This is a genomic window from Mucilaginibacter terrigena, from assembly GCF_004168255.1.
GTDB lineage: Bacteria > Bacteroidota > Bacteroidia > Sphingobacteriales > Sphingobacteriaceae > Mucilaginibacter > Mucilaginibacter terrigena.
In genome coordinates this window covers 37,633-62,416 of record NZ_SEWG01000003.1, presented here as the reverse complement: position 1 = coordinate 62,416, position 24,784 = coordinate 37,633, and the positions used below count along the sequence as shown (strand labels likewise).

The following is a 24,784-nucleotide window of genomic DNA, read 5'->3' as shown; positions in this document are numbered from 1 at the left end:
ATTAGGCGTATCGGTCTGGTGAAAACTGACTGATACCGGTAGATGGTGTTGCCTGGTTTAGCACATCATCTATCAATTTACCGGTTGCGGGCGCAAGGCTTAATCCCATCATGCCGTGCCCGGTGGCAACCGCCAGGTTTTTGTACTTGCCCGATAAGCCAATATATGGCAAACCATCGGGCGAGCAGGGGCGGAAACCAAACCATATATCTTTTTGCAGTGGTAAGGCAGGCGCAAAATCTGGAAAATATTGAGGGATCGATTCCACGATGCCTGCCACCCGGTTCATATTCACCTTCCGGTTTATTTTGCCAATTTCCATGGTTCCGCCAAAACGGATGTGTCCGTTCATTGGCGTTACAGATACCCTTGCCTCGCAAAGCAACGACGGGATGGTCATGCGGTGCTGTGGCTCATCTATCATAAAAGAATATCCCTTACCGGGCATCAGCGGTATCTTTAAGCCTGCCAGTTTGGCTATCCCGGGCGTCCATGCGCCCCCGGCAAGTACATAGGCATCGCCGCTAAAACTTTTATCATTGCTAATTACCCGGATTACGTTACCATCAGCATGTTCAATATTGGTTACGGGTGTATTCCGGTGGATCTTTACCCCGGCCTTTTCCAGATGGTTCACTAAGCCCGTCATCAGTTTATTGGGATACAAATGCGCGTCGCAATGGTAATGTACCGCGCCTAAAATGTCCAGCGCTACATCGGGCTGCAGTTTGCGGCATTCATCGGCGGTTAAATATTGGGCGTCAAGCCCTAAATGCGTTGCCTTTTCGGCGGTATGGCGTTCTTCTTCCTCAAACTTTGGGGTTTTAAAAAGCATCAGGATACCTTTATCGGCAAAGCCAAAATCAAAGTAGGCATCCTGCTCCAGATCAGTATAAAGTTTTTTGCTAAGTAGCGATAAATCGCGGAGTGCGCCTGCAGAGCGTTCCACATGATGCTTATTGGCCGCTTTCAGGAATTTCAAACCCCAGCCAACCAGTTCTGGGTTTAGTGAAGGCTTTACGTAAAACGGACTTTTGCTGTTAAACATCCACCTGATGCCCTGCTCTACCATGCCCGGCGCCGCCAAGGGTATAAAATGGCTGGGCACGATCATCCCAGCGTTGCCAAATGATGCATTATCCGTCAGGTCGCCCTGTTCCAGTATCTCCACTTCCCACCCTGATCTGTTCAGGTAGTATGCCGAGAATAGTCCTATTATTCCGCCGCCTATTATTATTGCTTTACTCATTGCTACCCCCTAACCCCCTGAAGGGGGAACTTTTGATTAGTTATTATTTACAACACCTGAAACCCAAAAGCGTACGGGTCATCCTCGTAATCAATTTTGATGGTGTTGTAGCCGTAAACTTTTGCCCAGCCTTCAATGCCGGGCACGATGGCCGATTTGCCGCCGAGGGTTACTTCATCCTCTACCGTACCAATAAACTGGCTGCCAATAATACTTTCGTGGATAAACTTATCGCCTTTTTTGAGCTTTCCTTTTGCGTGCCATTGCGCCATACGTGCCGATGTACCCGTACCGCAGGGCGACCGGTCTATCGCTTTATCACCATAAAAAACTGCATTGCGGGCTGTTGCCAGCGGCGATATGGTTTTACCCGCCCACAGGATATGCGAACAGCCGTTGATGGTTGGGTTCTCGGGATGCACAAAGGTATATTGCTCGTTTATGCGTTGGCGTAGCACCCTGCTCCATGATATCAGTTGATCGGCAGTGTGGTTTTCCATTCCCTTAAAGTTTCCCTGCGGGTCTACAATGGCGTAAAAATTTCCGCCATAGCTAACGTCAACAGTAAGCATGCCCAAGTCCGGGCATTCAACCTCTAAATTTTCGGCCGCCAGGTAGCTTGGTACGTTCACCAGCTTTACCGACATTACCTTTTTGCCTTCCTGCTTGTAGGATATTAAAACCAAACCTGCGGGTGCTTCCATACGCACAGTTCCGGGTATCTTTGGGGTGATCAATCCTTCCTCGATAGCAATGGTAATGGTACCAATGGTGCCGTGCCCGCACATGGGCAGGCAGCCGCTGGTTTCGATGAACAGCACCGCCACATCGTTCTGCGGATCATGAGGCGGGTATAATATACTGCCCGACATCATATCGTGTCCCCGTGGCTCAAACATCAGCCCCTTGCGGATCCAGTCGTACTCGCGCAGAAAATGCTGGCGCTTTTCGCTCATGTTGGCGCCAACCAAATTTGGCCCTCCACCCGCAACCAACCTCACCGGGTTACCGCAGGTATGCGCATCTATACAGAAAAATGTTTTATTCATGTGTTTATTGTTGGAGCGAAGAGTGGGTGTGCGGTGCGGCTTAACAACGTGTTTCCGCTCCTCACACCCCCGCTCCCCGCACTTTATCTATTTCGCCATTTCCCCATTAACCAGCCGCCATATACCAAGCGGGTTACCGTTCTTTAATTCATCTGGCAAAAGTTCATTCTCCCAATTCTGCCAGCATACCGGGCGCACGAAGCGCCTGATAGCACCCGTACCAACCGATGTAAACCGGCTATCTGAAGTTGACGGGTAAGGGCCGCCGTGCTGCATGGCGTTACCCACCTCAACGCCGGTTGGCGGGCCGTTCAATATCACCCTGCCCGCTAATTTGGTCAGTTTATCGGTAATATTTTTATACTGCGCCAGTTCTTCTTTTTCGGCCATAACCGAGGCGGTGAGCTGGCCGTGAAGGCTATCTACTACCTGTTCTAACTGCGCCACATCATCGGCCTCCACCAACATGGTGTAAGGCCCGAAGATCTCTTCCTTATATTTTTCGTCAGCCAAAAATGCCGACGCGCTTATCTGGGTAACCATAGCAATGCCCTGGTTTAGTTTGCCGGTATCAAGCTTATCAGACTTTGCTATAACCTCAACATCGCTATCGGCCAGGATGCCGCCCGATAGTTTATTGTAGTTAGCGCAAATGCCCGGCGTAAGCATAGTAGCCGAATTAACATCTGCTATCGCGACAGCAAGCGCCTTTTTAAAATTCTCTAACGCCTCCGATCTGATAGCAAGCAACAAGCCGGGCTGCGTACAAAACTGCCCCGCATTATTGGTTATAGCAGCAGATAGTTTTGCCAGTTCTTCCGCGCGGTTCTCTAAGGCCTTTGGCAGCAATAATATTGGATTGGTGCTGCCCATTTCGGCAAATACCGGGATAGGCTCGTCGCGCTCCTGCGCCATTTTAACCAGCGCCATGCCGCCTTTAAGCGAGCCGGTAAAGGTTACGATCTTTGTTTTCGGATGTTTTACCAAAGCCTCGCCAATGGTGAAGCCATCATCAAACAAAAGCGAGAAGACCCCCTCTGGAAGACCATGCTTTTCGGCTGCTTTTTTAATGGCCCCGCCTACCAGCGCACTGGTACCCGGGTGCGCCGGATGGGCTTTTACAACCACCGGGCAACCTGCCGCCAAAGCAGAACAGGTATCGCCACCGGCAACCGAAAAAGCCAAAGGGAAATTGCTTGCCCCAAATACTACAGCCGGCCCAAGCGGCACCATCATTTTACGGATATCCACACGTGGCAAAGGTGCACGGTCGGGTATAGCGGTATCGATAACAGCATCAACCCAACTGCCTTCTTCCAGCAAATTGGCATACATATTCAGCTGGCCGGTTGTCCTTCCGCGTTCGCCTTGCAGCCTGGCCTCGGGCAGGCCGCTTTCGGCCATGGCCTGGTGTATCAGGGTATCGCCAAGGGCGTTTATCTCATCGGCAATACTGCGCAAAAAAGCAGCTTTGGTTTTACCGCTTGCAAGGCTGTAGGTTTCAAATGCTTTTGCGGCCAGTTGCATGGCGCTATCGGCATCCTGTACACTCGCGGCGTTAAATTCTGCATCCAGTTCTTTGCCGGTTGCCGGGTTTACGGCCTTTAAGGCCTTACCGCCTTTTTTATATTGATAACCAATTAAATTTTGTGTTTCCATTGTATTTTTTTGCCTGTTATAATTACCTGTTTTACTGCACGATGTTTGCGCGGCGGGTAATTTAAGTAATTATATGGCCTTTACTTGTATGGGCTGTGTGGGTTAGCTTACGCCTGTTACATCCACCTCAGCTTCTACACCCCAGCTGCCCGCAGGCAATTCGGGGCGGTGCTTTACCGCGTGGTTAATGATGCCTAAAACCTTATCGCGTTCTTTTCCTGTAATTTTTAACCTTGGCAGCCTTACGGTTTCGGTACCCAGGCCGGTAACCGATTCGGCAAGTTTAATATATTGCACCAGTTTCGCATGGATATCCAACTCCAGCACTGGCAAAAACCAACGGTAGATCTTCAATGCTTCCTGCATGCGGCCTTCTTTTGCCAGGCGGAAAATAGCAACAGTTTCTTTCGGGAAGGCATCAACTAAGCCGGCAACCCAGCCGTCGGCACCCATAAAAAGGCTTTCCAGCGCCAGGGTATCCACACCACAAAGTATGGCAAACCTGTCCCCAAAACGGTTGATCATCCGGGTAACATTACTCACGTCGCGGGTTGACTCCTTAACCGCCTGGATATTTTTATATTCCGATAGCTGCTCAAACATATCCAGCGTAACCTCTATCTTATAATCGTAAGGGTTGTTATAGATCATGATAGGTAATTTGGTGCTTTTGGCTACATCAGCGAAATATTTGATGGTTTCTTCCTCATCAGCTTTATAGCGTAATGGCGGCAGCATCATTAAGCCATCAGCGCCATATTTGGAGGCATTTTCGGCACAAAGCAAGGCCGCTTTTGTAGTTTGCTCCGCGATGTTCAATATTACATAAGCGCGTTTTGCAACTACCTTAACGGTATGCTGCAGCAACTCTATTTTTTCGCTGTCGCTTAAAACACTTGCTTCGCCCAGCGATCCGCCTAAAATAATGCCGCTTGCCCCGGCTTCTATTTGTGCCTCGATATTTTTATCAAAGGCTTCAAAATCAAGTTTATCATCATCTGTAAACTTTGTGGTTACCGCGGGGAAAACCCCTTTCCAAATTACACTCATATATGCCCCCTCTAAATCTCCTCCGCTGGTTAGCGGAGAGCTTTTTTAATGTTAATATTTACGTTCATACTCAATTCTTTCTTATACACCTTCAGCCGTTTTCAAAGTTCTCTCCTACGGGTAGTCCCGATAGCTATCGGGATGGGTGGGGTTTTACTTACTCAACCTTAACAGCATTACGCCGTGCGGGGCTACCTTAACCGTATAGCTGCTACCGGTGGTTATCACATTTTTCTGGCGCCATACATCGCGTATCTTGGTCAGTCCTTGCAAACCGTTCTCGTTGCGTTTTAGGGTGATGGCTTGATACTTATCTGATGTGTTGAAAATACCTACCGCTTTGCCGTCATCTGCCAGATCTTTTATCCATACCTGGTGATTATCGGTTTTTATGGCCTGTGTTGCTTCTTTGCCCAGTGCATCCTGGTCAATTGCCAATACCTCGTCATTAGTAAGCAGGTTAAGCGTAAATTTGTCCAGCTTACCCATATCGCAGCCAATCAACAATGGCGACGAAAGCAGGCTCCACAAACTAATGTGCGTGTATTGTTCATCAGGAGTTAAGCGGGTATTATGCTGGCTATCTCCCCAGCCCACTTTACCTACAATCAACATATCCGGGTCGTTAAAATATCCGGGCCCGGCATGCGGTGCTGCAGGCATCTGGCTAAAGCCAATATCGGCCATGCTTTTCCAGGTATCGGTAATATCGCCTGTTGTGCGCCAGCTGTTGCCGCCAACCTCGGCGCCCCAGTTCCACACCTCGCCCATGCCGTACTGGCAAAAGCTATACATAATATCGCGCGGAATTTTATCTAATGATGCGCGCATTACCTGGTAAGGCTTTTTCATATCATCAAGTGTAAGGTTTTTTGGCGCTACTTCGGTGTACGAGCACCAATCGTATTTCAAGTAATCTATACCCCAGTCGCCATAGGTTTTGGCATCCTGGTCTTCGTGCTGCCAGCTGCCTAAATAACCACCACAGGTACGCGGGCCGGGCGACGAATAAATGCCCATTTTTAACCCCAGGCTATGTACATAATCGGTAGTGGCCTTCATATCCGGGAACTTTTGGTTGGTTACAATTTCGCCGTTTGCCGCACGGTTTTCGGCCTCCCATCCATCATCAATATTAATATAGTTCCAGCCGTGGGCGCTTAGCTTATCTATCATGGTTTTAGCAGCTACGCGCACCCTTTCGTCATTGATAGATAACCCGAAAGCGTTCCAGCTGTTCCAACCAAGCGCCGGGGTAAGGCCTATCAGGTCGCCAATTTTTATAGTGAATTTTTTTGTGCTGGTTCCCAGGCTGTTTTTGACAGTTATGGTAACAGGGTAGTTACCCTTTTGGTTAACCACACCACTAATTATACCCGTTTTGGCATCAAGCTTTAAACCGTTTGGCAGGCCTTTAGCCATATAAGTAAGCGGTTTTTGCCCGCTGGCAGGCACCAGGTACAGGAAAGGGTTGCCCGGCCTTGCACCATAAACACCGGGGCCGTTAACCTTAGGCGTAAGGGCCGGTGCCGGGGTAAGTATATAGGGCGTACCATCTGTTTTAGTGATGCTTTTGCCCGATCTGTCTTCGGTAAAAGTATAGCTAATTACGTATGATTTTTGCGCCAGACGGGCCACGTTGAAGTTATAGGTAAAAGGTTTGCCTGCTGTAAAAGCGGCATCGTTTGTTTTGTTGTAAATAACGGCGTTGGTTTCGGGGTCGGTTACTTTAAAAGTAAGCTTTCCTTTGTAGGCATAATTGCTGGTTGTGGTAAGTTTAATGGATTTGCTTAGGGTATTACCTGCGCCATAATTAAAATCGGCATCGGTATTAACGCTCACCGGGTCCATTACATCGGCCATAGCCAGGGTAAATTTATCGCCATACAGGCCGCCATCGCCGCCGGTATCAAAAATGCGCACGGCCAGCACATTTTGCTTATCCCATAAAATGGCAGGGTTATTAGCCGCTATGGTATAGCTGCGTGGCCCGTAGTGCCCGGTTTTAATATCGCCCCCGTAACCCCCGTATTTAGCTATCAATTGCCCGTTAAGGTAAACTTCGTCGTTATCGTCAACATCGTTTAGGGTAATGCGTAAGCTATCTTTTAAAAATGCTTTTTCTTTTAATGATGACGGGATAACCAGGTGCAGCCTGTACCAGCCAAAGCCGTTAACATCCGCATAGCCCTGCTTTTCCCAGGTGTGCGCCAGGCTTACGGGTTTCCAGCTGGCATCGTTATAGCCCGGCTGCGCCCATTGTATCGAATCGCCAATGGCAAACTTCCAGCCCTTATCAATGGAAATTTCCTGTGCTGCAGCCCCTGTTATAAAGGCCGCAGCCAGGCAGATCAGTAAAAAAAGTCGTTTCATCATAGCACTATTGGTTTGATTTGGTTTACTGTCAAACTTACATTTTTATATATTACCTCGCTATCAATTCAATATATTTTACCTGCTCAGGGAACCACACCGTCATTTCGCCTTTGCCGCGGTTAGCCCAGCAATAATACGGGATGGCCGTCAGGGTTTTGTTTTGGGTGGTAACCGTTTGTGCCGCCTCGTCGATATTAACACTTTTTACATCGGCCTTTAACACGGTTACGCCATTAAGCAGTGTTGGCTCGTAAGCCGTGGTGAACGTTGTATTTTGCGGGATGATGATGTTACCTGCCTTGCCGTCGTTATCCTTCCACTCGGCGCAGTACATAATGGGGCCGCGCTGCAGGGCTATTTTACCGGCATCATCCGGCAGTTTATCATTGGCGATAACGCGCTGTACATTCATGGGCAGGTTCATTTCTACCTTATCGCCTTTTTTCCATTTGCGGCTGATCACCGCGTAGCCTTTTTCTATTTGATAATTGATGGCTTTACCGTTCAGCTTTATTTCTACCTTTTGATTTACAGGTGTTTGATAACTGTACAGATCTGAAGGGATAGCCTGGTTTTGCGCCCAGCCCGGTATGCGGATCTTTAGGTTAAGGTCCATACTGCTTGCCGGGTCAATAGTAAAGGCCAGCCCTCCATCCCAGGGGTAGTTATTTTGCTGGGTGATCTTTAAGTCCTTATTATTTACTTTCATGTCACCCGTGCCGCTAATGAACAGGTTTACATATATATCCCTGCCATTTTGCGCGTAAATATATCCGGGGATAGATGGCATCAGCCTAACCACATTGGTAGGACAGCACGAACAGGTGAACCATCCGGCGCGCTCCCGCTCAATATCAGGGTGGTTAAAATTATCATGTATCTGCATGGCATTGGTGTAGAAAAACGATTTGCCATCCAGCCCAACGCCCGAGATCAAACCGTTGTAAAGAGTTTTCTCCAACACATCGATATACTTCGATTCGCCATGCAGCAAAAACATACGCTGGTTCCAAAACACGTTGCCAATAGCGGCGCAGGTTTCGTTGTATGCAGTTGCATTTGGCAATTCGTAATTATCGCCAAAGCGCTCTCCATCGCCGACAGCCCCTATACTACCCTGCACGTACATTTTTTTGCCCACCATATTGTTCCATATCTTATCTATAGCGGCCAGGTACTGTTTGTCGCCGGTCAGGGCAGCCACATCGGCCATACCCGAGTACAGGTACATGGCGCGTACGGCGTGGCCTTCGGCCTCGGTTTGATCGATTACGGGTTTATCATCCTGCCAGTAAACGCCGTTTTCGGTAACTATTTTACTCTTTTTATTATACTCCTTATGCCCGCGCTCGTCTATAAAAAACTTGGCCAGGTCCAGGTATTCCTTTTTACCGGTGATGCGGTACAACTTTACCAGGCCCATCTCAACCACCTGGTGGCCCGGTGCCACATGCCTTTTCCCCGGCCCGAAGGTGCGCACCAGCAAATCGGCATTTTTAAGCGCTATATTTAGGAAGTTTCGCTTGCCGGTAGCCAAAAAATGGGCTGCCGCGCCCTCATACATATGGCCTGCATTATATAATTCGTGGCTGTTTTCCTGCTCTTTTTCCCAGCGCTGTTTGCCAAGCCAGGGGCCAACGTGCAGCGGGTCGATGGTGCGGGCGGTGTACAGGTAGCCGTCGGGTTCCTGCGCGTTGCCAATGATGGTGATCATCGAATCTACGTAATGATCAAGCTTTTTATCAGGGTGCAATGCCAGCGAATAGGATGCGCCTTCTATGGTTTTGTAGATATCGGTATCATCAAACGGGTAGGTAGTGCAGAATTTACCTTGGCGCTCGGCCGCCATCTGGAAATTTTTTACCCTGCCGGTGCTCTCACAGCGCGCAAACGAGGCGGGTATGGTTACCGTACGGTTAGTTTCGATGCGCTGGTTCCAGAAACGGTCGGTAAGCTTTACGTTGGTAAAGGTCACCGGCTGTATGGGATAATCCTGTTTTTGGGCGAAGGCGGCGAGGCTACAGCATGTAAAAATTACCAGACAAAACTTTTTCATGGGCGATGAATTTTGAATTTTAAAGCTACCCAAAAGTACAGGAATAATACATCCAAGTACCCGTTTTTTTACCAACTATTGCCCATATATTACCATAATTTATTTATATAAGATAAAAGTAAAGATAAAATATTGGCATTCATCTTTCCATATTCATTTATGCAGATCCTGCCCGTAATTCTTCACCAAAGTTAGATCTGTTCCGGATAAAAAAATTATCATTCTCATTATCAACATAATACAATATAAGATAGTACTATGTATTGCATAATACTATATAAAACATATATCTTTACAGAAATTTAAAATACATCCCAAAATGAAAGCAAAACATTCTTTTAAAATCGCCATACTTGCCGGCTTTTTTTTGATGGCAGGCGGCAGGGTAGCCCTGGCCCAGTGCGACAAAACCGCCACCCTGACCGCATCAGCTACCAGTTACCTGGATGCACAGGGCACCATTATAAAAACGGTAGATGCCGGCGCTGTTATTAGTATTACCAAAACCGACCTGACCATTACCCCCGACAGCGACCACGCCATGAGCGGCAAGATCACCTCTGCAACCTGCGACTGGAAAGTACCTTTTAAAGAAGGCAAAACGGTTGTTAAAGCAGTTATGAGCAAGGATGGCACCGACGAAAAACATGTTACAGTAACCATTGATGGCAAAGATGGCAAGGTGGCCCTGACATTTGAGGCTGAGGAAATGCCGGGGAAAAAGATCCAGGTAGTGGCCGATAAATTTGAATAATTAAACCCTTACATATCAACAAAAATGAAATCGAAATTTACTTTTAGAACATTACTGCTCAATATGTTGCTTTTTGCGGCAGGCAGTACGGCGGCTTTTGCACAATGCGATAAAGCAGTTACTCTAACTTCGTCATCTACCAACTATATTAATCGGGAAGGCGAAGTAAGGACCAAAGACGAAGAAGTTACGGTCACCATCAACAAAACCGAGCTAACCATTATCCCCGGTGATGTCGACAAAAAAATGACGGGCCCTATATCCTCTAATACCTGCGAATGGAAGGTGCCTTTTAAAGAAGGCAAAAGCGTTATTAAAGCCCTGCTTACCCGCGATGGTGCAGACAGGCACGCCACTGTAACCATTGAAGGAAAAGATGGAAAAGTTACCATGACCTTTGAGGCCGAAGAAACAATGGGCAGGAAGATACAAGTAGTTGCCGATAAGTTTGAATAATTAATTGGTATTGCTTTTTTGGATGGCGGGACGATGGAGTGCATCTCCCGCTATTTTTATTTTAGCCTTTACATTGGTAGTAAAATATGTGCCCGGTGATAATTTGTATTAATAAAACCTTATATTAGGATTATAAAATTATAACCCCATATGAAAAGAAAATTTTTTACAACAGCGCTGTTATCATGCTGCCTTATAATATGCCTGGCAGCTGTTTATGCCGATATCAACGGCAAATGGATCGGCTCTATCAACACCCCTGATGGCAATGCTATCCAGGTATCGTACGATTTTAAGGCTGACGGCGAAAAACTTACCGGTACAGCAACATCGCAAATGGGCGAAGTGCCTATTGAAAATGGTAAGATAAAAGGCGACGATTTTTCGTTCAGCGTAAATGTATCAGGTACCGATTATCCGCATAAGGGTAAGGTTTATGCCGATTCGTGCGCTTTAGATATTGATTTTGGCGGCAGCGGTTCGCACTTTATTGTAAAGCGCGCTAAATAGTTCGCTTACATTAAATAACTTAAAGCCCTGCCAACCCGGCAGGGCTTTTTTGCGTATTGTATTTAAACAAGTGCATTTAATGCTTGTTATAAAAATTGCAACGCTTACCTTTGCGCCAAATGTTACAACGTTTAACCGCATACTTATTAATTGTATCCCTGGTGTCGGCCAACTTTTCGCGCTTTTTTATATACGCGGGCTTTGAGCTGAACAGGAACTACATCGCGACGAAACTTTGTGAAAACCGTGATAAACCCCAGCTGCATTGTAACGGTAAGTGCTACTTCATGAAAAAAGTAAAGCAAGCCCAGGAAAAGCAGAACACCGACGAAAGGCAGGCCCAAAAAAACCTGTTCCAGGAAGCTAACTACAGCCAGCCTGCCCGCATCAAATTCTATTCGGTTTTATTATCGGTAACCAAAGTTCCAAACTACCGTATCCAACTGCCGGAGCAATCCCGCAACATCTTCCAACCCCCGAGGCACGCATAAAAACATCTCTATTATTTACTACAGTTTAAGGTGTCGGCTTGTGCCTGTACCTGCTATGCTTTTGCATGCGCTGTAATTTATTTATGCCCCAATGTATTTTGGGTATCCCTTACATTTTTATGAAAATATCTACACTATTATATATAATGCTATGCATTATGCCTGCCCTGTGTTTTGGGCAAGCCAACCTGCACGGCACCGTTACCGATGCCCGAACGCACGAAGCCGTGGCCGGGGTAGTAATAAGCAACGCCGCCAATGGCAAAATGCTTACTACTACCAATGCTAAAGGTAAATTTACCCTACCAACTGATACTGTTAAAACCCTGCGTTTTGCCATGATAGGTTTTAACGATAAAATTTATACTGTTAATGGCGCTGCTTCTATTGAGGTTACACTGGAACCTTCAACCATCGATCTGCAGCAGGTGGTTATCACCGCCAGCCGCCAGCGACAGGCCCGGCAGGATGCGCCAATCGCCATCAGCAAAATAAACGCCACTCAGATCCACGATACCAAAGCAACCGCGCTTTACCAGTTGCTAAATAAGGTTACGGGTGTTTACATGGTAGACCTGGGGAACGAGCAGCATACCATGGCCATCCGCCAGCCCATTACCTACAATGCTTTATATTTATATATGGAGGATGGCCTGCCTATCCGCCCTACGGGGATCTTTAACCATAACTCGCTTTACGAGATAAACATGAGCGGAGTGCGCGATATTGAGGTAATTAAAGGCCCGGCATCGTCGTTATATGGCAGTAACGCCATTGGCGGGGCTATTAATTTTATTACACAGGGGCCGCCTGCCGGCTATGCAGGTAACGTATCGGTTCAGGGTAATAATTTTAATTACCGCCGTGTTGATGCCGACGGTGGCTTCAGCTCCGGCAAGTTTGGGCTGTATGTGGGCGGCTACATTGCCAAACAGCGCGACGGCTGGCAGGATTACAGCGATTTTGACAAATACTCGGGCAATTTTAAAACCACTTATGATTTTGATGCCGCTACGCGATTGACCACATCCGTTGCTTACAACTATCTTAACACACAAACACCTGGTAGTTTGGATAGCGCAAAGTTTTACAGCAGGGCTTACGGTGCAAACCAGCGTTTTACCTACCGTAGGGTAAAAGCCTTCAGGGCCAATACCAAACTGGAACATACCTGGAGCGATAAAAGCAGCAGTTTTATAACCCTGTTTTACCGCAATAATTCTACCGCGCAGCTGCCAAGCTATTACATTTCGGATGTAAGGGATAACGCGGGGAACTACCTCAGCTCGAACGGGCAGGAAAACGACCAAAGTTTTCATAGTTTGGGTTTGCTGGCGCAGCATAGGCAGGACATCGACTTCCTGCATTCGAGGTTGATTGTGGGTGTTTATGCCGATAACAGCCCGAGCAGCTACTACGCTAAGTTTTTGGATATCCAAAAGGATGTGGCCAATAACTTTTACACCGGCTACACCAATACCGGTAATTACATCGATAACTATCGCATCAAATTATTCAATACCGCCGCTTATGCCCAGTACGAGATAAAGCCCACCGAACCCTTACGCATTGTGATGGGTTTACGGTACGACCGCATCCACTATAACTTTACCAACGGTATTGCCGCGGGCAGCACCAAATACAAACAGCAGGAAACGAACGATTTTAATATTGTGGCCCCTAAACTTGGGCTTACCTACAACTTTGGTAACAACAAAGGCTTGTATGCAAATTACAGCGTGGGCTTTCAGCCACCCGAAACCGGCGACCTGTACAGCGCCCGCCAGCTTACCCCACTAAAACAAGCTACTTTTAACAATTACGAAGCCGGCGGCTGGTTCACCGCGCTGAATAAGAAGATTTACGTAGAGGTAACTGTATACGACCTGGAAGGCCGTAACGAGATCATCAACCAGTTGCTGCCCGATAATACCACTCAAAACCAAAACGCGGGCGCAACCCGCCACCGCGGCGTGGAGTATTCGGTAGCTTATGCGCCGGTAAGCGAGCTTAGCTTCAGGTTTAGCGGCACCAATGCCAAACATACTTATGTTGATTACAGCGAGGTGGCAACTAATTTTAGTACAGGCGCAAGTACCGTTACGGTTTACAACGGCAACCGCATGAACAACGCTCCGGCATGGATAGCCAACTCCGAGCTTACCTACAAGCCAGCCTACATTAATGGCTTCAGGATAGCGGGCGAGTGGCAGCACATCAATTCGTACTTTACCAACCCGGCCAATACCAAAACGTATTCGGGTTATGATATTTTTAATTTCCGTACCGGGTTCGATGTAAAAAGCGGTGCGCTTAAGGGCGCCGGGATATGGTTTAACGTATTAAATGTTACCAATAAATTATACGCTACCACGGTGATCAGCAATCAGTATGGCGATACATACACCGCAGCGCCGCCACGGGTTTACACGCTGGGCATCAGTTACTCATTTGCAAAACAATAACATGGCAACAGCAAAACAAAATTTTTATAAATGGCATAGGATATTGGGCTTAACAGCCCTTATCCCTGTTATGATGTGGACGCTGAGCGGCTTATCGCATCCGTTCATGTCAAACTGGTTCAGGCCGTCCATAGCGCTTGAGGTTTACAAACCTGCGCCTGTTAAAACAAAACCTACATTATCTATAAAACAGGTGCTCGATAAAAACGGTATAAACAGCTTTATCAACTTTGGGCAGGTGAGGTTTAATAACGATGCCCGGTACCAGGTTTTGGGCATGGATAGTGTGTACAATTACTATTCGGCCAATACCGGCGCTTTATTGCCAAATGGTGATAAGCTTTACGCTACCTACCTGGCCCGGTATTTTACGCAGGACAGCACCTCCAAAATAAAGTCCATCACCCTGCAAAAAACCTTCGACGGGCATTACCAGCCTATTAACCACCTGCTGCCCGTTTGGAAGGTAGCCTTTGACCGTTCCGACGGTATGGATATTTATATCGAGACCGGGCAAAGCCGCATGGGTACGTTTAACAATAACACCCGTAAGGCGATGCTTACTGTATTTGAGCAGTTGCATACCTGGGAGTTTTTGGCGGATATCGGAGGCGACCAGTTCAGGAATATAGTGCTGCTGGTTATTGTTAGCGTGATGTTTTTATCGCTATTGAGCGGACTTACCATTTACGGCCTGTTCTGGAAAAAGTTTAAGGCGGCAACCCAAAACCGCCGGGCCGATAAACGTAAGGACACGCGCTTTGTGCATCGCTTTCACCGGCAAATTGGGCTGATCGTTTCCTTTGTGATGTTTACTTTCATCATCAGCGGGGCATTTCACCTGGTAGTCAAACTGCATAACGCCGGGGCTGGGCAAAAAACTTATACTCAGCATATAGATAGTAAAAACCTTTTGTTTGATAACATTTTATTGCCCGTTGCAGATACCTCGCTCAAAAACATCAACGTGGTAAAATTTAACGACAGTACTTATTACCAGGTAAGCGATGTAAAGAAGAATGTGCACTACTTTAATACCATAACCGGTACCCGATTGGCTGACGGCGATACGCTATACGCACGGTGGCTGGCAAATATTTACCATGCAGATAACAATGCGGAAAAAGTTTACGGTAAAACCGAGATTACCCAGATCCGCCAGTTTGATAACGAATACGGCTTTATAAACAAGCGCCTGCCCGTGCAAAAGGTAGCCTACCCCAACGGCGAGAGCTGGTATATAGAAACCACCACATCGCAGCTGGCCACAAAAGTTGCGGGTATTGACCGCGCCGAGGGCATTTCTTTTATATTTTTACACAAGTATTTTGGCATGAGTTGGGCCGGCAAAAACATCCGCGATGTGGTAAGCATGCTGGCCGCGCTGGGTGTCCTGGTGGTATCACTTTTCGGCTTTGCCGCGTTTATTAAAAACAAATAATTATGAAAAAAGCATTCATTATATTATCCATCGCAGGGCTGCTCACAGGAGTAGCCGCTTGCGATAACAGCCCTAAAACACCAACCAAAGAGGCTGCCAAACCAAAAGGCAAATATTATTGCACCATGCACCCGGACGTAACAGCCGACAAGCCCGGCACCTGCAGCAAATGCGGTATGGACCTGGTGGAAAGGGATGAGAAGTAAGTTGTAAGTCTGAAGTTCGAAGTCGGAAGTCCGTGGCAGCTGCAGGGTGTTCTGCGAGATACCCCCACAGCAAAAAAAGACGGAAAATGTTCACGTTCACGATACACAACCAGCATGAAAAAAACGTGAACAACTGATAATCAGCAACTTTGTCTTTGAAATACTGTCAGAATAGTGACACCATGGGTTAACAAAATTTTACTATAGATGGCGCGGGATTAGCGCAGCGTACCCAATTGTAATTGAGTTAAGTTCAGCGACGTGGCAATCTCAGCATGGCCTATGAGATTGCCACGCTATCGCTCGCAATGACATAGTTTTATAGCTACTATCTATCCCGAGAGTCACCGGTTCAGGAACCTAAAACAGTCACTCCTCTTTCCAGAACAGGGTGTTGGGGTGAAACTGCTTCCACGAGCGCCAGTATTCCTGGTAGGCCTGTATGCCGGCCAATTGGCTGCCTTTATACGAGCCGGCGGTGCACAGTCCTTTCCAATCCCATATGGATGAAGTTTCGTCATCGGTAAGATGGCCATCCGCATTCACCTGGAAATGCAGCGGCATGCCGTTAACAGTACTGTTCCAGGCGTGGTAGTTCATGCTGTCCTTTTCCATGGCTATCAGCAGGCTGGTATTTTTTATCTTATCGTTATAGGTACGTTTGCGCACCATGGCCCGCCAGTCGTAAGCTTTTGGCTGCCCTTCCACAATTACCCCTATCATCCAGCTTTTGCGCATCAGCGAATCTTTGTTCTTCAGTGTGCTATCCTTATCAACCGCTTGTTTGCGGTCGTAATCCTTCAGGTCGGCATAATCGTTTGTATAGATGGCATCGGGCTGTAATATTTGCGAACCGGGGTATTTGCTTAGCCAGGCGCCCAGGGTTAACTGTTCGTAGGGTACTTCGGCCAGCTGCGCGCCTTTAAGCTTGCCAACCGCGGCTTTACCGGTAGACTGGTACCACCAGGTTTTTGTAGCGTTATCCTCAATAATAGCGTTGTAATGCCTTGCCCCCACCAGCCTGAAGGTTTGGGTATTGCCGTTGATAACGGGATCGTAAACGCGGCCGGTGCGGCACATGGTGCAATAGGTAACCAGTATAGGTTTACCGGCAATATTATCCTGTACCTTATGGTGATAGCCCAAATAAATAATAGGATAAGCTTTGGCCACGCCTTTATATACCACGCCTATAACCAGGTAACTGTGCGGCACGCGGCTTTTTATCGCGTTAGCAAAAGCAACCTTACGGGTTTCCTTAAACATGATCTCGGCCTTATACACCTTGTCGCTATAATAAAAACTTACGAGGCAAAGGGCAAGCACGCCTACTTTTATGGCTTTTTGTTTGGTGGTATCTTTAATAAAGTAAAAAGCCATGTAGGCTAATATCATCACAGCGCCCACAATGCGCAGCGGCTGTACCACCTTTTCGAGGTAGTAACAAAAAGTTATGGCGTTAAGGTCCTGGCTGCCGGGGAAAGGCATCAGCAGGTAAGCATGTATCAGTCCCGGAACAAGGATCAGTATAATACCGGCCCAAAAAAGGGAGGGTTTGGTTTTTTTGTTCATGCTTATCCTTAAAGGCTTGTTATAGTATTGGTTAATCGGGTTTGTAAGCCTAAATTATAAAAGATAATTAATATCCAATAGCCTTAAAGCACCGCTGTTTAATTTATATAATTACACGCCCTGGTACCTTTTCCATTTTTACTTTATGCTTACGCGATTGCGTTTTGATTGCCGTAATTTTATATCAAATATTAAGGAATATGAAGATAGAGATCTGGAGCGACGTGATGTGCCCGTTCTGTTACATTGGTAAACGCAGGTTTGAAGATGCGCTGCAGCAATTCGCGCATAAGGATGAGGTTGAGATAGAATGGAAAAGCTTCCAGCTTAACCCCGGTATGATCACCGACCCATCGGTAAACATCAGCCAATACCTGGCCGACGCAAAGGGCTGGACGCTTGATTACGCCCAGCAGATGAACAACCATGTTACCCAAATGGCCGCCGAAGTTGGCCTTGAATATCATATGGATAAGGCTGTTGTTGCCAACAGTTTTAACGCGCACCGCTTTAGCCACCTGGCCAAAAAGCACGGCCTGGGCGATGCCGCCGAAGAAGCGCTTTTCCGCGCGTATTTTACAGATGGTAAAAATATTGACGATACCGCTACGCTGGCACAATTGGGGACTGGCATTGGCCTTGATGCCGGAGAAATAAATAAAACCCTTGCTACTGATGCCTACGCCGATGATGTAAAACATGATGTTGCCGAAGCACAGTATTTAGGCATACAAGGTGTCCCGTTTTTTGTAATGAACAGCAAATACGCGGTATCGGGCGCGCAGGCGGTACCTGTATTTTCGCAAACGCTTGAAAAAGCCTTTGGCGAGTGGCATGATGAACGGGCAAAACCAAAATTTGATATTATTGAAGGCCCAACCTGCGGCCCCGATGGCGATTGCTGATAATGCCGGTTAAATTTCTGTGAGGTTAACGCTAACTTATATGCTAATCAGCCGTATAAGTGAATTAATTTCTTTTCGGCAACTTAATCAGCACGAAATAAATTATATTTATACCCTAATTAATTTGATAACTATATGAATAAACTCTACTATAAATTATTTGTGGTGCTGTTTTTGGGTGTTGCTATAAGCGGTTGCAAACTGGATGCCCCTGTTTACCCTGCTGATACTATTTATACCCCACCCGCCGGCGGAGGTGGCGGAGGTGGCAATACCGCGAGCAGCAGGACCATTACTTACACGGTTGACGGAAAGTCGACAACGTTAAAAAACAATGTTATTTTCCAGGTTTATACGCCTGAGCAGAAACCACCTGATGGCGCCATACAAATTGCCGGCGGTGCAAGCGTTACAGAGCTATTCTCCCTGTTAGCAAACATTACCGGTAAAGGTACTTTTAACGCCGACATTATTGCCGTAGGCACATCATTGGTTGGCGACGGTACCGTTACGGTAACAGAATACAGCGCTACCGCCAATTCTAAAGGAACTATTGCGGGTACATTCACCGGTGAACTGATCGATATTTCGGGCGATGGTGAGACTAAAAAAACCGTTACGGGTAGTTTCAGTATAAAAATGTAAGCCATTAGGCAGCAGTAATTTCACATAAATAGTTCGTATCTTAGTGTTAGCAAAACACTAAGAGCGAATTTTTGGAATCAACCGCGTCCTATACCTTTTCCCGTACAACCCTGCGCATTGCCGTGGGCGTAATGTTTTTTATGGCGGGTGTATGCTTTGCCAGCTGGGCATCGCGTATAGCAACCATCCAGCAAAATCTTAATTTAAGCGATGCCGGGCTTGGCGGTGTTTTATTTGCACTGCCGGTTGGCTTGATGTGCTCGCTGCCATTTTCGGGCTGGGTAATCACCCGTATAGGCAGCCGTAATTTGCTTATCAGCGCCCTGGTGGTTTACAGCCTCTCGCTGGTGTCGTTAGGCATAGCCGAAAATACCGTTCAGTTAGTTATTTGCCTGCTGTTGTTTGGTTTTTCCAGCAACGCGGTCAATATTTCTGTCAATACCCAGGCAGTAGCCGCCGAAGAATTATACAAACGCCCTATCCTGGCCTCCTTTCACGGCTTATGGAGCCTTGCCGGGTTTACCGGGGCCGCTATAGGCACTTTTATGATAGGTAACCACGTTATCCCGTTCAAGCATTTCAGCCTTATTATGGCTATAGTTTTGATCTCGGTTATCTTTACATCAAGGTATTTAAAGAACGACAAGCCCGCCAGCGCCGGGCCGGTATTTGTAATGCCCGATAACTCGCTGATAAAACTGGGTATCATCGCCTTTTGCTCGATGATATGCGAGGGCGCGATGTTTGACTGGAGCGTTATCTATTTCAAAAAAGTTGTGCTTGCCCAAAACGCTTTGATGGGTGCAGGATATACGGCATTTATGCTTACCATGGCCACCGGCCGCTTTGTTGCCGACCAGTTTGCCCACCGCTTTGGCTTAAAACGCACCCTGCAGATCAGCGGGATGCTCACTGCCACGGGTTTACTTACCGCGGTAGCGTTCCCATATTTATACACTGCCTTGTTTGGGTTTTTATTGGTAGGGTTTGGCGTATCATCGGTAGTGCCGCTGGTTTACAGCGCGGCGGGTAAATCAAAAACCATGTCGCCGGGCGTTGCGCTGGCGGCGGTATCAACCATCGGCTTTATGGGGTTTTTAATCGGCCCGCCAATTATCGGGTTTGTTGCCGGGATTGCTACCCTGCGCGCATCGTTTACACTGATAGCCGCTATGGGCATTTGCGTAACCATATTCGCTACCAAGGCTAAAATTTAACCCTAACCTTCGTTCAGGTCGGCTTCGTTTGGGTTTAAAACATACTCGAAGTTCTCGTACCCGTTATGAAAAATAAATTTTATCCGCTCGTGCGGTAAATTAATATCCAGCGAAATAGCGCCTAAGGTCGACGGCAGGTTATCCCTTATTAATTTCAGGTCGGTTACGTGTGGCATCTCTATCGCGATGTCGCCATCGCGGGGTTCTATCTTCCAGTCCTTAAGGCCGGCGCTTTTTAGTATATCCAACCATTTTTGCTGATACGCGTTCATAAGCTTGTTGTTTGATTGTAGAACAGGCGGGGTAGTATTAAGTTTTTGGAATGTGAGCACCTCTTTGTCATGCTGAACGATAGTGAAGCATCTATTCGCCGACATGCAATTTGAATAAGCACAGTTTGCTAATAGATCCTTCGCTATCGCTCAGGAAGACAAGAAGAATAATGCGCGAATTTAGTGGGCCTCGTAGTTAAACCCCTCCCTGCATTGCACTCATCCCAACTCACCCCTCCCAAGGGAGGGAATTTTGATTTTACTACCTCCCCGGCGTTATATACTTACCGTACACGGCCAGGGGCGCCAGGCGGTTCTCGAACAATATATTGGGGCTATTAAAAAATTTTATAAAATCCTGCTCGCTTACCTGGCCGGGGTATGGGGCGTAGTAATGGTCGGGCCGGCCGTTGCGCCATGCCATAACGTATGATGTTTTATGTTTGGCTATGGTTGGTAGTAATACCTTTGTCCACCAGTCGGCCTGTGGTATTTGCTCATAGCCGGTTTCGGGCAGGCAAACCAGCTTGTGTGTTTTAGCCGCAATTGCATCCAGTATACCTAAACGCATATCCAGTTTCTTTTGATAATCGGGCACGCTTTTGTAGCAATAATTGTCAAAACCAATAAAATCCGCATAATCGTTACCGGGGTAGCGCAGCATAAAATCGGCCTCGCTGTTAAAATCCGCTACTGAGAATACCACAAGCAGGTTATGCAGTTTTTTGGTATTGCGCATGTAATCGATGGTAAAGCGCCAAAGCTCCTTAAATTCTTCGGGGGTGCTGGTATTGGCGCACCACCAGAACCAGTTGCCCGTAAGCTCATGAAACGGCCTGAACAATATGGGGATGGCTTCGCCATCGGCGCCTTTAAGTTCGGCCATGTAATTGGCCCCTTTTTCGAGCCATTTTACATAAACATCGTGGTAAGCGCCGCCGGGCAGCAGGTCCTTAACGGTGCGGTTGGTGGTATCCCAGGCGGTTTTACCGTTGGTAGGGTTATCCATATGCCAGCAAAAGGTGTTGATACCGCCGCGGTCGTAAGCTTCGCGCACCAGTTTTTTCTGCAGCTTAAACGGGATGCCGTTGATATCACGTGTGCTATCGTGCTCTATTTTTGCCAGGTCCCAGCCGTATAATGCGGGGTACGATCCGGTTACGCTCTTTACATCCGACCGGTTTGGCTCATAGCACCAGCCCACACCGTATGCGGTAGCATCGTGATGGCCAAATATGGCCCCGGCACCAACCAGGCGCTGCATACTGTAAAACAGTTGTTTGGTTTCGTGGGTAGCCTGCTTATCGCAGGGGTTATATAATTGTGCCATAGCAGGCAGACTGCAAATTAACAGCATACCGGCAATAACGTAAGTATAAATGTTTTTCATATCGCAAATTTTGATCCTGTTTTAAATTATTTCCCTTCGGCTACTAAAAATACACTTCCGCGGGCAGGTATGGTAACAATTATTCCGCCTGCTATGGCCGCGCTGTTCGCAGCAATGGTTTTATAGCTTGCCGGGCCGCCCGATTCGCCCGTGGGGCCGTTTCCGTTCACGTAAACCTTTCGCGAGAAGGGGGCGTTATCCGTACCGCCGTTTAGCGTGTAATAGTAGTATTTGCTACCGGCCGCAAAGTTTTTGATATTAACAGTAACTACCCTATCCAAACTGCTGCGGTTTACCAGCACCACCCCGGCCTGGCCCGACAGGAACGAAGATCCGTAACTGATAATATCCGGGCTGCCCGTTACCGACGAGCTCACCATGCGGTCGCCAAAGTACTTCTGGAAAAAATACATATAGTAAAACGCGGGCCGCGCGTTCCAGGCGGGTGCGCCGGGCTCGTCGCTTTTATTGCTGAACAGGCCGTGGTCGTTGCCGTTATCCCAGCTGTTAGCCAGATCCCAGCGACTGGCCATGCTGTACTGGTTTTTGATCAATTCGCCCAGCACCATTACCGCGTGTACCCCGGCTACGTTTGATACCATTTGCTTAGAGCCCGTCGAAAAAATATTCCACTCATCCAGCGCTACCGGCTTTTGCGGCAAGCCCGCCTTGTCGAGCGAGTTTTTTACCCAGTTCATCATATCCGAGGTTACATTTGCCGGAGTGGCCAGTATCACTTCGGGCGATGAGTTTTGCATGTAAGGCGTGTAATAGTTATGCACTACATAAAAATCGGGCGAGGTGCCGGATGTCGCCATAGCGTTACTGTTCCAGGTTGGTATTATGGTAGATGTGTTGTTCTTTTCGTCGGCTTCAGTAGTTACCATGCCCAACTTAAAGCCCGTGTTACCCACCTCGGCAGCCGCCTTCCGCATCGAATCGGCAAAGATCTTAAAGTGGATGCCGTAGATAGCGCCATTTAATATCGTCGGCTGCCCATCTTTATTATCCGCAGGGTTTATGCGGTAACCGGCTTCCCAGTTGCCATAATTTTCGTTGCCAACTTCCCAGTATTTGGTGCGGCCATTATCGTACCGTACCCAATCGGCTGCTAAATGTGCGGCGGCCTCGGCGGGCTTATCGCCTGTACCGTAGCGGGCATAACCGTAGTTAACGGTAATTAGCCCGGTGCTGTTGGTTTGCTGCAATACTTTGTAATAATTATCAAGGGTAAAGGTCCAGTCGGCGGTGTTGTTGCCATACCAGTAACCTGCATCGTTTTCCGCGCCGTTAGCATTTAGTAATTTTGCGGGGGCATCATCGGGCGCTTTGTTGCTGCCGTTCCAAAAGTAAATATCAGATAAGCTGCCGCCTGGGAAACGCAGGATATTTGGCGACAGGTCTGTAAGCTGCTGCATCAACACCGGCTGATCTATATACTGCCCCATAAATGGATTGGTGTTATTGCCAAACAGGTTTTTTGATACCTTGGTGATCACCTGGCTTATATCAACCGTAACTACCACCGCGCCTGCCTTAGGTTTTTCAACTGCTTTTGGCGATTCCGGCGTAGCGAATGTTTTGGCCTGCCAGCCATCTAAAAAGAAACCCTGGGTGGATGCAATGGCCGGGTTATTAGGTGGCGTAATTACGGTGGAGCCGCCATTGTTGTTGCCGCCGCCGTTGTTATTGTTGCCATTATTATTTGGGCTGTTATCCTTTTTACAAGATTGCAGCAGGGCAAGGGCGACTAATGCCACCACGCCTGTTTTCAAGAAATGTTTCCTCATTGGGTTACTGTCTGCTTATTCGTTTAATTAATTCGATACATGCCCTGCTATTGTGATAGGGGCATTTCCAGATGCCGGCTTTGTCTTCGGTTTGCATTACGCTGCCATCAGCATACACGCCCCAAAACCATTCACCGTTACTGATATCTAATATGTGTTGCCTAACGAAAGCCCAATTTCGGAGCGACAGCTCAAGATATTCTGTGTTGTTATTTATTTGCCAGGTGTTGTAAAAGCCCACCATAGCTTCGGCCTGTACCCACCAGTGCTTTTCTTTTATCAGGTGGCGTTCGGCTGGTTCGTACTCGTACCAAAGGCCGCCGTCTGTATCTAATCCTTGTTTTGCTGCATCGCTTATGTTGATGCAAACCTGTTTTATTTTTTCTATTAATTGATGATGCCCTATGGCTTCGGCTGCTTCCAGCAAAAGCCAGGTAGCCTCTATATCGTGCCCGTATGATACTGTGTTGCCCTTTTTATTCCAGTCCTCATCAAAAAACAGCACCAAATGATTGGTTTTACTATCGATGATGTGCTCAAGGAAATTATTGATGAGCGTTTCTATCTGCGCACGTAACTCCTCCTGAGGCCAGATGCTGTAAAGCGTGGTATAGGCTTCCAGCACATGCAGGTGAGTGTTCATGCTCTTTTTCTCATTGGCATCCTTGGCGCTCAGGCGCAGGTCAGCTATCGGCTGCCATTCTTTGGTAAATGCCTCTAAATAACCTGTGCGATCTGCATCGTAACTCTTATCAACCAAAAGCCTGTATAGCTCGACCGCGTAATTTTTTGCTTCGGCTGCGCCGGATGCCTTGTAATATTCGCTCAGCGCGTAAATGGTAAATGCCGATGCATATACCTGCTTTTTGGTATCAAGCGGGTTACCCAAATGGTCAACCGTCCAGTACACGCCGCCAAACTGGTGGTCGATGAAATGTTTTATGATGTATTGGTACGCCCTGTCAGCCATAGCCAAATACCTTTCATCCGGGTTTTGGTTATAGGCTGCCGAGAAACTCCACAAGATCCTCGCGTTTAAAACCGACCCTTTGGGTGATGCGGGGATAACGTTGTTATCGTTATCTATCTTACCATAAAAACCGCCATGCTGCCCGTCAACCGTGTTGGCCATCCAGTAATTAAGGATGTTGCCCAACTCGGCGGCCAGTTCCATTTTATAGGTTGCCAGTTGTTGTTCTATGGTATTTACCGCGCCCGTTTCCATCCCCGC

Annotated in this window: 21 protein-coding genes; 10 read left to right on the top strand and 11 right to left on the bottom strand. The window is 47.4% G+C overall.

Annotated features, from left to right (window positions below; all coding sequences use genetic code 11):
- Nucleotide 1 precedes the first annotated feature (1 nt).
- The 6 genes from EWM62_RS07440 to EWM62_RS07415 form a co-directional block, all read right to left on the bottom strand.
- Entirely contained in the window at nt 2–1,249 is a 1,248-nt protein-coding gene (locus tag EWM62_RS07440; RefSeq protein ID WP_129876043.1) for an NAD(P)/FAD-dependent oxidoreductase, read from the bottom strand.
- Nucleotides 1,250–1,296: 47 nt separating this feature from the next.
- Complete coding sequence (locus EWM62_RS07435) at nt 1,297–2,298, bottom strand: 4-hydroxyproline epimerase (RefSeq protein WP_129876042.1); 1,002 nt, start codon at nt 2,296–2,298, stop codon at nt 1,297–1,299.
- 87 nt (nt 2,299–2,385) lie between these two features.
- Nucleotides 2,386–3,957 (bottom strand): aldehyde dehydrogenase (NADP(+)), encoded by a 1,572-nt coding sequence (locus tag EWM62_RS07430; protein ID WP_129876041.1) that lies wholly within the window; start codon nt 3,955–3,957, stop codon nt 2,386–2,388.
- A gap of 102 nt (nt 3,958–4,059) precedes the next feature.
- The gene (locus EWM62_RS07425) at nt 4,060–5,007 is read right to left on the bottom strand and encodes a dihydrodipicolinate synthase family protein (protein ID WP_129876040.1); all 948 of its coding nucleotides are present in this window, start codon (nt 5,005–5,007) and stop codon (nt 4,060–4,062) included.
- Between the two features lie 153 nt (nt 5,008–5,160).
- Complete coding sequence (locus EWM62_RS07420) at nt 5,161–7,383, bottom strand: putative Ig domain-containing protein (RefSeq protein WP_129876039.1); 2,223 nt, start codon at nt 7,381–7,383, stop codon at nt 5,161–5,163.
- Nucleotides 7,384–7,432: 49 nt separating this feature from the next.
- Nucleotides 7,433–9,439, bottom strand: coding sequence for a glycoside hydrolase family 127 protein (locus EWM62_RS07415; protein WP_129876038.1), 2,007 nt, complete (start codon nt 9,437–9,439; stop codon nt 7,433–7,435).
- Between the two features lie 319 nt (nt 9,440–9,758).
- Here EWM62_RS07415 and EWM62_RS07410 point away from each other — a divergent pair, with 319 nt between their 5' ends.
- The 7 genes from EWM62_RS07410 to EWM62_RS07380 all read left to right on the top strand — a co-directional run bounded on the left by EWM62_RS07410 (nt 9,759) and on the right by EWM62_RS07380 (nt 15,762).
- The gene (locus EWM62_RS07410) at nt 9,759–10,193 is read left to right on the top strand and encodes a hypothetical protein (protein WP_129876037.1); all 435 of its coding nucleotides are present in this window, start codon (nt 9,759–9,761) and stop codon (nt 10,191–10,193) included.
- Between the two features lie 24 nt (nt 10,194–10,217).
- Entirely contained in the window at nt 10,218–10,649 is a 432-nt protein-coding gene (locus EWM62_RS07405) for a hypothetical protein (RefSeq protein WP_129876036.1), read from the top strand.
- A gap of 150 nt (nt 10,650–10,799) precedes the next feature.
- On the top strand, nt 10,800–11,159 hold the full coding sequence (locus EWM62_RS07400; protein ID WP_129876035.1) for a glycoside hydrolase: 360 nt from the start codon (nt 10,800–10,802) through the stop codon (nt 11,157–11,159).
- 119 nt (nt 11,160–11,278) lie between these two features.
- Nucleotides 11,279–11,650: a hypothetical protein gene (locus EWM62_RS07395; protein ID WP_129876034.1), complete on the top strand. Its 372-nt coding sequence runs from the start codon at nt 11,279–11,281 to the stop codon at nt 11,648–11,650.
- 158 nt (nt 11,651–11,808) lie between these two features.
- A complete protein-coding gene (locus EWM62_RS07390; protein ID WP_162499803.1) occupies nt 11,809–14,115 on the top strand; it encodes a TonB-dependent receptor in 2,307 nt (768 codons plus the stop codon).
- Complete coding sequence (locus EWM62_RS07385; protein ID WP_129876032.1) at nt 14,042–15,556, top strand: PepSY domain-containing protein; 1,515 nt, start codon at nt 14,042–14,044, stop codon at nt 15,554–15,556. The genes EWM62_RS07390 and EWM62_RS07385 overlap by 74 nt, the downstream gene beginning before the upstream one ends.
- 2 nt (nt 15,557–15,558) lie before the next feature.
- Nucleotides 15,559–15,762, top strand: coding sequence for a heavy metal-binding domain-containing protein (locus EWM62_RS07380; protein WP_129876031.1), 204 nt, complete (start codon nt 15,559–15,561; stop codon nt 15,760–15,762).
- Nucleotides 15,763–16,131: 369 nt separating this feature from the next.
- On the opposite strand, the gene EWM62_RS07375 is transcribed toward EWM62_RS07380, so the two are convergent.
- A complete protein-coding gene (locus EWM62_RS07375; RefSeq protein WP_129876030.1) occupies nt 16,132–17,334 on the bottom strand; it encodes a DUF3179 domain-containing (seleno)protein in 1,203 nt (400 codons plus the stop codon).
- A gap of 200 nt (nt 17,335–17,534) precedes the next feature.
- On the opposite strand from EWM62_RS07375, the gene EWM62_RS07370 reads away from it, so the two are divergent.
- From EWM62_RS07370 to EWM62_RS07360, 3 genes are all read left to right on the top strand, one after another.
- Nucleotides 17,535–18,239: a DsbA family oxidoreductase gene (locus EWM62_RS07370; RefSeq protein ID WP_129876029.1), complete on the top strand. Its 705-nt coding sequence runs from the start codon at nt 17,535–17,537 to the stop codon at nt 18,237–18,239.
- Nucleotides 18,240–18,374: 135 nt separating this feature from the next.
- Nucleotides 18,375–18,884, top strand: a complete 510-nt coding sequence (locus EWM62_RS07365; protein ID WP_129876028.1) for a hypothetical protein — start codon at nt 18,375–18,377, stop codon at nt 18,882–18,884.
- 71 nt (nt 18,885–18,955) lie between these two features.
- On the top strand, nt 18,956–20,101 hold the full coding sequence (locus EWM62_RS07360) for an MFS transporter (protein WP_129876027.1): 1,146 nt from the start codon (nt 18,956–18,958) through the stop codon (nt 20,099–20,101).
- Between the two features lie 2 nt (nt 20,102–20,103).
- Here the strand turns inward: EWM62_RS07360 and EWM62_RS07355 are convergent, their stop codons facing one another.
- From EWM62_RS07355 to EWM62_RS07340, 4 genes are all read right to left on the bottom strand, one after another.
- Nucleotides 20,104–20,373 carry a hypothetical protein gene (locus EWM62_RS07355; RefSeq protein ID WP_129876026.1) on the bottom strand — a complete coding sequence of 90 codons (270 nt, stop codon included), beginning with the start codon at nt 20,371–20,373 and terminating at the stop codon, nt 20,104–20,106.
- A 262-nt stretch (nt 20,374–20,635) separates the two neighbouring features.
- The gene (locus EWM62_RS07350; RefSeq protein WP_129876025.1) at nt 20,636–21,763 is read right to left on the bottom strand and encodes a glycoside hydrolase family 26 protein; all 1,128 of its coding nucleotides are present in this window, start codon (nt 21,761–21,763) and stop codon (nt 20,636–20,638) included.
- 26 nt (nt 21,764–21,789) lie between these two features.
- On the bottom strand, nt 21,790–23,553 hold the full coding sequence (locus EWM62_RS07345; RefSeq protein ID WP_129876024.1) for an alpha-L-arabinofuranosidase: 1,764 nt from the start codon (nt 23,551–23,553) through the stop codon (nt 21,790–21,792).
- A 4-nt stretch (nt 23,554–23,557) separates the two neighbouring features.
- A complete protein-coding gene (locus tag EWM62_RS07340; RefSeq protein WP_129876023.1) occupies nt 23,558–24,778 on the bottom strand; it encodes an AGE family epimerase/isomerase in 1,221 nt (406 codons plus the stop codon).
- Nucleotides 24,779–24,784: the final 6 nt, after the last annotated feature.